Source organism: Streptomyces sp. NBC_01298 (assembly GCF_035978755.1).
Lineage (GTDB): Bacteria > Actinomycetota > Actinomycetes > Streptomycetales > Streptomycetaceae > Streptomyces.
Genome location: NZ_CP108414.1, coordinates 6,880,938 through 6,892,969 on the forward strand (window position 1 = coordinate 6,880,938; position 12,032 = coordinate 6,892,969).

General features: G+C 72.6%; 12 protein-coding genes. 5 read left to right on the plus strand and 7 right to left on the minus strand.

Features of this window, described 5'->3' with window-relative positions:
* Nucleotides 1-56: 56 nt before the first annotated feature.
* The 3 genes from OG730_RS31275 to OG730_RS31285 form a co-directional block, all read right to left on the minus strand.
* The gene (locus OG730_RS31275; protein ID WP_327307365.1) at nt 57-311 is read right to left on the minus strand and encodes a hypothetical protein; all 255 of its coding nucleotides are present in this window, start codon (nt 309-311) and stop codon (nt 57-59) included.
* Between the two features lie 178 nt (nt 312-489).
* The gene (locus tag OG730_RS31280) at nt 490-963 is read right to left on the minus strand and encodes a GNAT family N-acetyltransferase (RefSeq protein WP_327307366.1); all 474 of its coding nucleotides are present in this window, start codon (nt 961-963) and stop codon (nt 490-492) included.
* A 59-nt stretch (nt 964-1,022) separates the two neighbouring features.
* On the minus strand, nt 1,023-2,864 hold the full coding sequence (locus OG730_RS31285; protein ID WP_327307367.1) for a DUF8508 domain-containing protein: 1,842 nt from the start codon (nt 2,862-2,864) through the stop codon (nt 1,023-1,025).
* A gap of 264 nt (nt 2,865-3,128) precedes the next feature.
* Between OG730_RS31285 and OG730_RS31290 the strand changes: the two genes are divergently transcribed.
* Both OG730_RS31290 and OG730_RS31295 read left to right on the plus strand, forming a co-directional pair.
* Entirely contained in the window at nt 3,129-4,667 is a 1,539-nt protein-coding gene (locus tag OG730_RS31290) for a hypothetical protein (RefSeq protein WP_327307368.1), read from the plus strand.
* Between the two features lie 166 nt (nt 4,668-4,833).
* Entirely contained in the window at nt 4,834-6,300 is a 1,467-nt protein-coding gene (locus OG730_RS31295; RefSeq protein WP_327307369.1) for an alkaline phosphatase PhoX, read from the plus strand.
* A 91-nt stretch (nt 6,301-6,391) separates the two neighbouring features.
* Here OG730_RS31295 and OG730_RS31300 read toward each other — a convergent pair whose 3' ends face one another.
* The 3 genes from OG730_RS31300 to OG730_RS31310 all read right to left on the minus strand — a co-directional run bounded on the left by OG730_RS31300 (nt 6,392) and on the right by OG730_RS31310 (nt 8,308).
* Nucleotides 6,392-6,559 carry a hypothetical protein gene (locus OG730_RS31300; protein WP_243338429.1) on the minus strand — a complete coding sequence of 56 codons (168 nt, stop codon included), beginning with the start codon at nt 6,557-6,559 and terminating at the stop codon, nt 6,392-6,394.
* Nucleotides 6,560-6,661: 102 nt separating this feature from the next.
* Nucleotides 6,662-7,933 (minus strand): TerD family protein, encoded by a 1,272-nt coding sequence (locus tag OG730_RS31305; protein WP_327307370.1) that lies wholly within the window; start codon nt 7,931-7,933, stop codon nt 6,662-6,664.
* A 147-nt stretch (nt 7,934-8,080) separates the two neighbouring features.
* Entirely contained in the window at nt 8,081-8,308 is a 228-nt protein-coding gene (locus tag OG730_RS31310; RefSeq protein ID WP_327307371.1) for a hypothetical protein, read from the minus strand.
* Nucleotides 8,309-8,465: 157 nt separating this feature from the next.
* Between OG730_RS31310 and OG730_RS31315 the strand changes: the two genes are divergently transcribed.
* Both OG730_RS31315 and OG730_RS31320 read left to right on the plus strand, forming a co-directional pair.
* Nucleotides 8,466-8,912, plus strand: coding sequence for a DUF6325 family protein (locus OG730_RS31315; RefSeq protein ID WP_327307372.1), 447 nt, complete (start codon nt 8,466-8,468; stop codon nt 8,910-8,912).
* 10 nt (nt 8,913-8,922) lie between these two features.
* The gene (locus OG730_RS31320; RefSeq protein ID WP_327307373.1) at nt 8,923-9,288 is read left to right on the plus strand and encodes an SHOCT domain-containing protein; all 366 of its coding nucleotides are present in this window, start codon (nt 8,923-8,925) and stop codon (nt 9,286-9,288) included.
* Nucleotides 9,289-9,435: 147 nt separating this feature from the next.
* Here OG730_RS31320 and OG730_RS31325 read toward each other — a convergent pair whose 3' ends face one another.
* Complete coding sequence (locus OG730_RS31325; protein ID WP_327307374.1) at nt 9,436-10,959, minus strand: aldehyde dehydrogenase (NADP(+)); 1,524 nt, start codon at nt 10,957-10,959, stop codon at nt 9,436-9,438.
* A gap of 157 nt (nt 10,960-11,116) precedes the next feature.
* On the opposite strand from OG730_RS31325, the gene OG730_RS31330 reads away from it, so the two are divergent.
* A complete protein-coding gene (locus OG730_RS31330; protein ID WP_327307375.1) occupies nt 11,117-11,902 on the plus strand; it encodes an IclR family transcriptional regulator in 786 nt (261 codons plus the stop codon).
* Nucleotides 11,903-12,032 lie beyond the last annotated feature (130 nt).

Sequence of the window (12,032 nt, forward strand, 5' to 3'; positions counted from 1 at the left end):
GGGGAGGGACTTCGCGCACGCGGGGGCCGCGCGGGCCGGGGATCCGGCCGGCGGCGTCAGTGCAGGGGGATCGTGCGGACCAGGCCGGCGAAGGCCTGCTGCTCCGCTTCGGTCAGTTCCACCGACTCCATCGGGTGGACGGAGGCGCCGCGCTGGGCGGGGATGATCGAGAGACCTTCGAAGGCGCCTGGTTCCGGGTGGTGGAAGCGGCTGTCCCACAGCATGTGGCCGAGGCCGATCAGCCAGACGGCGGCGGCCACGAGCAGGACGGCGATGCCGATTTCCTGAGCGAGGGAAATGGAGGGGAACACGCGGTCCTCCAAAGGAGTGCTGGAGTGCGGTACAAGATCGGGCGTGGGGACACTCAACACCAGAACCGCCCGAATGGGTAGGGATGTGCTGAGCGTCACGCCAGGGCCAAAGGTCCCGTCCTGGGGTCCCGTCCTGGGGTTCCGACCGTCCGGACTCCGGTCCCGGCCGCCCTCCCCGCTAGGCCAGCGGCAGCTTGAAGCCCTCGTGGCTCCGGGCGTAGCCCAGCCGCTCGTAGAAGCGGTGCGCGGCGGTGCGCCGCTTGTTGCTGGTGAGCTGGATCAGGCCGCAGCCGCGCTCGCGGGCCCGGTCCGCCGCCAGCTCCATCAGCCGGGCCCCGAGCCCCCCGCCCCGCCGGTCCGCGCGGATCCGTACCGCCTCGACGAGGGCCCGCTCCCGCCCGCCCCGGCCGAGACCCGGGATGTACGTCAGCTGCAGGCAGCCCACGAGGTCCCCGTCCTCCTCCAGGACCAGCATCTCGTTGCGCGGGTCCGCCGTGATCGCGGCGAAGGCCCGCTCGTGGGCCTCGGAGACCGGCTCCGGGGCCGGAGTCCCGGTGCCGGCCGCGGACCCCGCCGGCTCCGGGTCTTCGTCCTGGGCCAGCAGGGCGAGTACGGCGGGCAGGTCCTGGCGCGTCGCGGTGCGGAAGATCATGCGGGGATCATGCCAAAGGGGCCGGGCGGCGGTGCGGCCCGGCCCCTTCGACGCCGCCGCTACGGGCGGAAGCGCACGACCTGCGGGTCGTGGTCGCTGTTCTGGTCGGAGAACTCCGCGTTGATGTGCACGCTGTCGTAGCTGAACTGCTTGACGCCCGGGCTCGTCAGGATCTGGTCCAGGACCTGGGCGTTGCCCTGGTAGACGTACGAGTAACGTTCCGGCTTCGGGAGCGACTTGACCGCCGCGTACAGCGCGCCGCCGTCCTCCAGCGCCTTCGTCGTGTCCGAGAACTCGAAGTCGTTGATGTCGCCGACCACGAGGACCGCGGCCTTCTTCTCCACCGCCAGGATGTCCTTCACGAACCCGTTCACGGCCTGCGCCTGCAGCAGCCGCTTGGCCTCGGACGAGCGGACCGGGGGCTGGGTCGAGGAGGTCAGGCCCTGGTCGCCGCCCTTGGAACCGAAGTGGTTGGCGATCACGAAGACCGTCTTGCCGCGGAAGACGAACTCGCCGGCCAGCGGCTTGCGGCTGTCCACCCAGGCCGGGTTCGCCGGGTCGATCCGGCCGGGGGAGTGGGTCAGGGCGGCCTTGCCCTGCTCCGTCACCACACCGGTCGCCGTCACCGCGTCGCCCGGGGCGCGCTCGGTGAAGGAGACCCGCTCCGGGTTGAAGAGGAACACCTGGCGGATGTTGCCGCCGGGCTCGCCGCCGTCCTTCTTGTCCTCCGGGTTGACGCTCCGCCACTGGTAGGCCGGGCCGCCCGCGGCCGCGATGGCCTGGGTGAACTTCGTCAGGGTGGCCTCGGCCGACACCGTGCCGTCGTTCTTGGCGCCGTTGTCGTCCTGGATCTCCTCCAGGGCGAGGATGTCGGGGGAGGCGAGGTTCTCGACGACGGCCTTCGCCAGGTTGTCGAACTTCTCCTGCGGGTCGGACGGGTCGAGGTTCTCCACGTTGTACGTGGCCACCGCGAGTTCCTTCTCGGCCTGCGGCTTGGTCTTCTCGGCGGCGAGGGTGCCCGCCTTGACCGTGCCGAGGGTGCGCGCCACCAGGGTGTAGCCGCCGAACTGGTTGAAGTCCAGCGGGCCTTCGGTGGGGCCGGTCAGCTTGTCGCCGACGTTGGCCACCGGGAACGGCTGCTGCGCGAGGGGCGCGAGCTGCTGGATCTGGAGGCGGCCGGTGTTCTGGGAGTCGTACGAACCGTAGAGCGTGCCGCCGCGCTTGGTGTTGTTCTCCCAGCCCTTCACGGTCACCCACAGCTCGGCGTACGGGTCGGTGGCGCCGACCACGCGCGCGTTGCCGATCGCGATGTTCATGCCCTCGAGGGACTCGTAGTAGTCCAGGGCGTAGCGCGAGGGCTCCAGGGCCAGGCCGTTGATGCTGCCGGCGGCCGCCGCGTCGCCGTCCGGGGCGTACGCGCAGGGGACCGAGTACTCGTTGACGGAGGTGGCCGCGGGCACCGCGTTGCCGGAGGAGACCACGGTCACGACGGGCTTGGAGATCTGCGTGACCGACTGGTTGCCGGAGGCGACGCCGCCGGGGATGTACTCGCCGACCAGGCCGGAAACGGTGACCGCGTCGCCGACCGCGACGGTCGGGACCGAGCTGGTGAAGACGAACACGCCCTCGCTGGTGGCGTCGTCGTCGTCGGTGTCCGGGTCCTGGATCCAGAAGCCGCGCGAACCGTACGTACGGACGCCCGTGACGATGCCCGCCACGTCGGCGACCTGCTTGCCGACCAGCGGGGATATCCGGGTCGTGCCCTGGATGTCGTGGATGCGTATCGGATCGGCGGACACGGCGCCTTCGGCCGCGTCGGCGGTGCCCGCGAGCAGGCCGGTGGCCAGCGCGGTGGCGACGAGGGCCGCGACGGCGGCGGAACGGGGATGCGAGGAGCGCATGGGCGGGAACTCCGGTGTGTGGAGGGGGAAGCAGATATCTACGCGCGTCAATTTCCTTCGTGCCCGGCAAAGTTGTCAAGCCCTACAGGGAAGACGGGGGTTGACTGTGGGATGAACCAAAGGGGAGTGGCCGCCGGGACCGCCCGAAATGCGTCTACTCTGGGGCGCCGTACGACCCGTACCCGAAGCACCCGAACCACCCGTACGCGAACCACCCGAACCACCCGTACGCGAACCGCCCGTGCCCGCGAGGAGAACCGCCCCATGTCCGCAGACTCGCACCCCACGCTGCCGCCGGTACGGCTGCTCCCCGACGCGGAACTGGCCCGCGACGCCCTGGCCGCCCCGCTGTTCGCCCGTGCCGTGCGCCTCGCCCGCTGGGCCGGACCGGACACCCGGGTGGACACCGGTGGCGAGCTCGTCCCCGGGCAGCTGCCCGAGGCCGTGGCCCTGCTGGGCCTCGACCCCGCCGACGAGGATTCCGCCGCGCACGCGAGTCAGGCCTGGCGGGTGGCCGTCGACACCGGCCTCGTCGAGGTCACCGAGCCGGAGGAGGACGTGGCCGACCCGGGGGAAGCGGACGGGGACGACCGGGAGTTCGGCACCGCCGAGCCCGGCGAGGATCTGGCGCTGGTGACCGGTGGAACCCCGGGCGACGTGCTCGACCTGTGGCTGGCGGCCCTGGACACCGTCCTCGCGGACGCGGCGGTGCCCGCCCTGGACGACCTCGTCGACGCCCTCGACGCGGGTGGCGAGATCGACTTCGACCAGCTCGACTGGAACCCGCGCCGCGAGGCCGACTTCCTCGACGGGGTCCTCGCCAACCTCTACCTGCTCGCCGTGGCCGAAGGCGGCACGGCCGACGGGCCGGTGCCGCTCCCGGTGCTCGCCGCCTCGATGGTGGTGCCGGACGACATGGGAGATCCCACCGACGCCGTCCTGGAGCAGGTCTCGGACGCGATGATGCGCCTCGACGACCAGTTCCGGCAGCTGGAGCCGATCGGCCTCGTCGAGTTCCGCCCCGTCGACGAGGAGCTGATGGCGGAGGCCGAGGACGAGGACTTCCTCACGGCCGGCGCGGGCTCCGGGTCCGCCCCCGACGAGGAGGACGTCTCCCGGTACGGGCTGGTGCGCCTGACCCCGCTCGGGCTGTACGGCATCCGGGCGCGCATGCTGGAGGCGGGCGTCGAGGCCCCGGCCGTCGGCGAACTCGCCGGCAAGGGCGCGGACGTCCTGCTCGACGTGGTCTCCCACTACTCCGAGGCCGCCGCCGAGGCCGAGATCGAACAGTGGCTGGCCGGCCGCCCCGTACCCGAAGCCGCGGCGGAGCTGCTCGCCGCCGCGCGCGGGGCCGACGCGGGCGGCCCGCTGCGCCGGCTGCGCTGCCAGCAGGCCCTCGCCCCGGCCGGAGCGGAGGCCGAGCCGGCCGTCCGCGCGGTACTGGACGACGCGGAGCTCGGCGGGCTCGCCCGGGTCTGGCTGGCCGAGCGCGGGGTGGCCGACGTACCGGCGCCGGACGAGGAGATGGTGTTCTGGCTGACGGTCGACACGATCGCGGCGCAGCTCGCGACGGGCGGTGCGGACGGCGGGGGAGCCGGGGCCGGGGAGGGCGCCGAGGCGGAGCTGCCGCTCCTGATCCAGTCGCTGACCGCCCATCACGCCGGGTTCTTCGAGCAGGCCTGGCGGGTGGAGCACCCGGCGACGGCCCACGTGCTGGAGGCGATGGGGCGGCTGCACCCCGACAAGAAGGCCGCCAAGGAGGCCCGCAAGGCCGCGTTCAAGGCGCGTTCCCGGGGCGTATGAGGCGCTGGTAACCGGCCGTTCCCGAAAGGGAGTCGGCCAACGGTGGCACCGGTCAAGGGGTCGATTCGTTTTCGCGGGTAGTTCAGTCGGCGTTCACGTGCGGGCGACAGCGTGTGCGCCGACGACCGCACGACAGGCGCAGCACCTCCCCACCCCTGGAGACCCGATGCCGCTCAGCCGCAGAGATTTCACCACCCGCACCGCACTGGCGGGTGCGGGAGTCACGCTCACCGGAACGGTCGGCGCACTCGCCACGGCCCCCGGCGCCCTCGCCGCGGACGACGGCGCGCGGCAGGACACCGACCTGGAACAGGGCCAGGACCAGGGTCGGGGCCACGGTCACGGGCCCGGCTACGGTCCGCTCGTCGCCGACCCGGCCGGCATCCTGGCCCTCCCCGCCGGATTCACGTACCGCGTGATCACCCACAGCGGTGTCACCGCACTCGACTCGGGCGAGAGCACCCCCTCCAACCACGACGGCACCGCCGCCTTCGAGGGCCACCGGGGCGTCACCCTCCTCGTCAACAACCACGAGCTGAAGGGCCCCCGCACGAGCTGGAAGCACCCCGTCCCGCTGACCGAGGGCCTCGTCTACGACCCGGGCGCGGCCGGCGGCTGCACGGTCGTCGAGGTCCGGCGCGGCGGCGAGGTCGCCGAGTGGGTGGGCATCGCCGGTACGTCGACCAACTGCGCGGGCGGCTCCACCCCCTGGGACACCTGGCTGACCTGCGAGGAGAACGAGGACCTCGCCGGCAAGAACGGGATGACCAAGGACCACGGCTACGTCTTCGAGGTGGACCCGCACGACCGCCGGGCCAACCTCGACCCGAAGCCGATCAGGGCCTTCGGCCGGTACGCCCACGAGGCCGTGGTCATCGACCCGCGGCAGGGCCACGCCTACCTCACGGAGGACGCCTCCGGCCCCAACGGGCTGCTCTACCGCTGGACCCCGCCGAGCGGCTTCCGCCACGGGCGCGGCAAGCTCCGTACCCTCGCCGACGACGCCGGTGTGCTGGCGGCCGCCAAGTGCTTCGACAGCGCGGGACTGTTCGTCGACGACCTCTCGCGGGCGACGAGGATCGGGACCACCTACGGGGTGGACTGGATTCCGGTCCCGGACCGCGACGCGCGCACCGCGGCCGTGCGCAAGCAGTTCGGAGAGGCGGCGGTGACCCGCGCGCGCAAGCTGGAAGGCATGTGGTGGGCCGACGGCGGGGCGTACTTCGTCTCCTCCTACGCCCGCGAGGAGAGCCCGGGCGCGGCCCACGACGGCCAGGTGTGGTTCTACGACCCCAAGCGGCGCACGGTGCGGCTGCAGGTCCTGCTCGGCGTGAACGCCGACCCGTCGGTGGAGGGCGGGTACGACGGCCCGGACAACATCACGGTCTCCCCGTACGGCGGCCTGGTCATCGCCGAGGACGGCTCGGGGCTGCAGCACCTCTTCGGCGCGACCGAGTCGGGGCGCACGTACCCGCTGGCCCGCAACGAGATGAACATGGGGACGGCCGAGGAGCCGGAGTACTCGGAGTTCACGGGCGTCTGCTTCTCCCCGGACGGGCGGACGCTGTTCGTCAACATCCAGGACCCGGGCATCATGCTGGCCGTCACGGGACCGTGGCGGCGCGGGCGCTGATCCGGGAGCGGTGACATGAGAAGAGCCGCCGGGGCCTCGGGCCCGGCGGCTCTTCTCGTCGTCTCACATGTTCGTCTGTTCGTCTGTTCGGTTACTGAGCTTCGGCGCGGCTGGCCGCGGCCCACTCTTCGAGGAGGAACTCGTACGCCTCGGAGGGCCACTCGCCGTCCACCCGGCTCTCGACGAGCTGCCGGATCGCCTCGTTCGCCTCGGCGGCGGACGGGCGCGCGGGGCCCGCGGGCTGGAGTGTCTGGTGCATGGTTCCAAGGCTACGGGCGGGCACTGACAGCCACCTCCGTATTAGAGGTGGAACAGATCACCCGGGAAGGGCCTCCGTCGCTCCATGTGCCCGCCCACCTGCTCAGAGTGCCTGTGCGGCCGGTTTGACCATGCCCCGCACTGTGCGCGACTTCACAAACTCGCCCATGGCCGTCATCTCCCATTCGCCCGAGAACTGCTTGATCAGCTTGGCCATCATCACGCCGGTCTGCGGTTCGGCGCTGGTGAGGTCGAAGCGGACCAGTTCCTCGTTGGTCGCGGCGTCGATGAGGCGGCAATAGGCCTTCGCCACCTCGGTGAACTTCTGGCCGGAGAAGGAGTTGACCGTGAAGACGAGGCCCGTCGCCTCCGCGGGCAGCCGGCCGAGGTCCACGACGATCACCTCGTCGTCGCCGGCGCCCTCGCCGGTCAGGTTGTCGCCGGAGTGCTTGACGGAGCCGCCCAGGATGGAGAGCTTGCCGAAGTAGCAGCTGTCGATGTGATTGCGCTGCGGGCCGTAGGCGATGACCGAGGCGTCCAGGTCGATGTCCCGGCCGCGGAACGCGGGCTCCCAGCCGAGGCCCATCTTGACCTGGGAGAGCAGCGGGCGGCCGCCCTTGACCAGGGAGACGGTCTGGTTCTTCTGGAGGCTGACCCGGCCCTTGTCGAGGTTGATCTTCCCGGCACCGGGTGCGGGGGAGGCGGCGGGAGCGGCGACCGGCGCGGGGGCGACCGGGGCGGGTGCCGGGGTGACGCCGGGCGCGCCGCTGGTGAGCCAGGGTGAGGCCGCGTACGTGGGCGGCGCCGGGGGAGCCGGCGGCACGGGCGGGGCTACGGGGGCCGGGGCGACGGGTGCGGGGGCGGCGGCCGCCGGAGCCGGCTCGTCCTCCACCGAGACCCCGAAGTCGGTCGCGATGCCGGCGAGGCCGTTCGCGTACCCCTGGCCGACCGCGCGGACCTTCCACACGCCGCCGCGCTGGTAGACCTCGACGACCACCAGGGCGGTCTCCGTGCCGAGCCGCGGCGGGGTGAAGGAGGAGATCACCGCTCCGCCGCCGGCGTCCCGCACGGTGGCGGTGGGCTCGATGCCCTGGAAGGTCTGGCCCGCGGCGTCCGGGCTGGCGGTGATGACGATCCGCTCGATGCCGGGCGGGACCGCACCGGTGTCCACGGTGATCGAGTCCGGTGCCGTGCCGCCGCCCGAGCGGTAGGTGACGCCGGGGCCGGACGGCTGGTTGAAGAAGATGAAATCGGCGTCGGAACGCACCTTGCCGTCGGCGGCGAGGAGCAGCGCGGACACGTCGAGCCGCACCGGGGCAGCCACGTCCACCGTCACGCGGACGGCATTGAGCGGCAGGTTGGAACCAGGGGTCATAGCGGTCATGCCGGGAGAACGACCGAGGTGGCTTTGCCGTTCCCTTACTTTCACCCGGTTTCCCGGTTCTTCACTCGCGTCCCACTCGCGTCCCACTCGCGGCCCGGTCACGTGGCATCCGCGTCCCCCTCGTGTGCCGCCCGTGCCTCAGACGCGGCCGCGGTTGCGGGGGTGGTTCCTGGCCGTCCGTTCGTTGCCGAACTTGTAGGAGCCGGTCCAGCGCGCCATCACGAGCTGGGCGTCGCCGCCTTCGACCTCGGCCAGGAACGCGGCGGCCCGCCCGCCGCGCAGGGTGGCCGCGGACCGGCCCTGGTGGGTGATGACGACGCTCTGGTCGCCCCGCTGTTCGTACGAGAATCCATGGGGTTTCGGCATGGGGCCGAGGGTGCCGTCCCCGGTCGGCGGGCCGCAACGCAATTTGCCCCGGGCGGGCTCCGGTCCGGCCCCCGAGCCGCCTCGCGATGCGGTGTCAGCTCCGCCGAGTAAGATCCCTTTTGCGGTGATTTCTTGCGCTATGGAAGGGGTTTTGCTCATGCCTGCTGGTGCAGCTCTTACGGCCGAATCGATCGGCCCGGTGGACGTCGCCGTGGTCGCCTTCGACGGCAATCGGTTCAACGGCGATGTCGCCCCGGCCCTGCGCGAGCTCCAGGAGAGCGGAGTGGTGCGCATCCTCGACCTCACGTTCGTCCGCAAGGAGCGGGACGGCGCGGTCTCCGTGGTGGAGCTCGCCGACTCCGAGGTGGCCGATCAGTTCGAGCGGGTGCTCGGCGAGGAGTTCGACCTGCTGAGCGACGAGGACCTGGAGACCGTGGCGCAGGGCCTCGCTCCGGAGTCCTCCGCCCTCGTGGTGGTGTGGGAGAACGCCTGGGCCACGCGCCTGGCCTCGGCGGTGCGGGAGTCCAACGGGCAGGTGCTCTTCATGGAACGCGTTCCACGGGACGGCGTCGAACGAGCCGTCGCCGCCCTGACCGAGAAGTAGGAGGAGAGTCATGCGTCGACGCATGGGGCGCCCGGGTCTGCTGGGCGCGATGGCCCGCACCGCGGTCGTGGCGGGCACGGCCACCGCCGTCTCGGGCCGGATGCAGCGCGGCCAGGCCGAACGCAGCGCGCAGGCGCAGGCCGCGGCGGACGCCGAGCAGCAGGCCCTCGTCAACCAGGCCGCCGCCCAGGCGGCCGCGCAGCAGCAGGCCTGGCAGGCGCAGCAGACCCAGCAGCAGCCCCCGCAGGCCGCCGCCGCGCCGGTGGCCGCGGTCGACAGGGTCGGGCAGCTCACCGCACTGGCCGAACTGAAGGCCCAGGGCCTGCTCACCGACGAGGAGTTCGCCACGGAGAAGGCCCGGGTCCTGAACGGCTGACAGGGTCCGCCGGGCCTCGTCCGCGTCCGCGTCGGCAGCTGGATCGGGATCCGGATCCAGCTGCCGATCCAGCTGCTGATCCTGATCCCGATCCCGATCCCGATGCGGATTCGCATCCGCATGAGCATCCGCATCCGAACGGCAGCCCTAGCCTCCCGTGACCCGTCGCGGGAGGTTCAGCGGGTTGGCCTCGCGGAGTTCCGCCGGGAGCAGGGCGTCCGGCACCGACTGGTAGGCCACCGGGCGCAGCCAGCGCTCGATCGCCGTGCCGCCGACGGAGGTGGAGTGGGAGGTCGCCGCCGGGTAGGGGCCCCCGTGGTGCTGGGCCGGGGCCACCGCGACACCGGTCGGCCAGCCGTTGACCACGACCCGGCCCGCCAGCGTCGTGACCTGGGAGATCAGCTCCGCCGCCGGACCCGGGCCGCCGTCCGCCTCGGCGGCCGACAGCTGGAGGGTCGCGGTGAGGTTCCCGGGGAGCCGCCCGAGCACGGCGGCGGCCTCGTCCTGGTCGGCGTACCGGACCAGCACCGTGACGGGGCCGAAGCACTCCTCCAGGAGCGCCTCGTACGGCCCGCCCTCCAGGAGGGTCCGCGCCGGCACGCTCAGGTAGCCCGCGCCGACGGTGTGCTCGCCGCCCGCGCCGGGGGTGACGGGCGCGTCGACCCCGGGCAGGGCGGCGCGTTCGCGGACTCCGGCGACGAAGTTCTCCCGCATCCGGTGGTCGAGGAGCACCCCGGGCTCCGTCTCGCCGAGCGCCTTGGTCAGCGCCCCGGCGAGACGGTCCCCGCCCGCGCCCTCCGGTACGAGGACCAGGCCCGGCTTGACGCAGAACTGGCCGACGCCGAGCGTGACCGAGCCGGCCAGACCGCCGCCGATCTCCTCGGCGCGCTCGGCGGCGGCCGCCGGGGTGACCACGACGGGGTTCAGGGAGCCGAGCTCCCCGTGGAAGGGGATCGGTACGGGCCGCGCGGCGGCGGCGTCGAACAGGGCCCGCCCGCCCCGGATGGAACCGGTGAACCCGGCGGCGGTGACCAGCGGGTGCCGGATCAGCTCCAGGCCCGCGTCGAACCCGTGGACCACGGCGACGACCTCGGCCGGCAGCCCCGCGGAGACCGCGGCCCGGCGCAGCAGTGAGGCGCACAGCTCTGAGGTGGCCGGGTGGTCGGGGTGCGCCTTGACCACGACCGGGCAGCCCGCGGCCAGCGCGCTGGCGGTGTCGCCGCCGGGCACGGAGAAGGCGAGGGGGAAGTTGGAGGCGGCGTAGACCGCGACCACGCCCAGCGGCACCTTGTAGCGGCGCAGTTCCGGGCGGGGCGGGGCGGTGGTGGGATCGGCCCGGTCGATGCGGACGTCGAGGTAGGAGCCCTCGTCCACGGCGTCGGCGAAGGCGCGGAACTGGCCCGTGGTGCGGGCGAGCTCGCCGGTGAGCCGGCCGGGGCCGAGCGCCGTCTCGGCGTCGGCGGCCTCGATGACGTGGGAGGCTGCCTCGTCGAGCAGATCGGCGGCGGCGCGCAGGAAGGCGGCGCGCCTCCCCGCGTCGGCCAGCGAGCCGCGGGCGGCGTGGGCCGCGCGCACGGCTTCGTCCAGCTCCCGGGGTGTGGCCTCCACCGCAACCTGCTCGCGGTGCTTCCCGGTGCGGGGGTCCACACTCCAGACTGGTGTTGCTGCCATGGCGAAACTGCCTCCTGGATCTACGCTGACCCGCGCGGATGCGTTCAGTATGGTGAACGCTGTTCCGTTGGATGAATGATCACATCCACCGTGGACTCTATTTCCGTGTCTTCCGGGTTGACAAGAGACAGCAAGAGACAGAGGGGCGCGAAGGCGGATGACCACCACAGCTGAGTCGGGGGGCTCGGGAACGTCGGCGGCCGTCAAATCGGCGGTACGCACGGTCCTGTTGCTGGAGCACTTCGCCTCCCGACCGGGGCTGCACAGCCTCGCAGACATCCAGAACGACCTCTCCCTGCCCAAATCCAGCCTCTACATGCTGCTGCGCACCCTGGTGAACCTGGGCTGGGTGGAGACGGACGCGACGGGCACGCGGTACGGCATCGGCGTACGGGCCCTGCTCGTCGGCAGCTCGTACATCGACGGGGACGAGGTGGTGGCGGCGGCCCGGCCCACGCTGGACCGGCTCTCCGACGACACGACCGAGACGATCCACCTGGCCCGCCTGGACGGCACGAGCGTGGTCTACCTGGCCACCCGGCAGTCCCAGCACTACCTGCGCCCCTTCACCCGCGTCGGGCGGCGGCTGCCGGTCCACTCGACGGCGCTGGGCAAGGCGCTGCTGGCCACGCACACGGACGAAGAGGTACGCGCACTGCTGCCGCGCCGGCTCGAAGCGGTCACCGAGCACACCATCACCGACCGGGAGCGGCTCATCGAGGACCTGGCCCTGGTGCGGGAGCAGGGGTACGCGGTGGACCGGGAGGAGAACACGCTCGGACTGCGCTGCTTCGGGGTGGCGGTGCCGTACCGGACGCCGGCGCGGGACGCGGTGAGCTGCTCGGTACCGGTGGCGCGGCTGACGCCGGGGCACGAACGGGGCATCAAGGCGGCGCTGTTCGCGGCGCGCGACCAGTTGTCGGTGGTGACGCGGCGGATGTAGCGGTGGGGTTGCCCCGGGTGGTGCGGGTGGTGCGGGTGGTGCGGGTGGTGCGGGTGGTGCGGGCGACGCGGGTGGTGCGCGTGGTCTGGGCGGCGCGGGCGGGTCGGCCCGGCGGAGGGCCTGGTTCCTC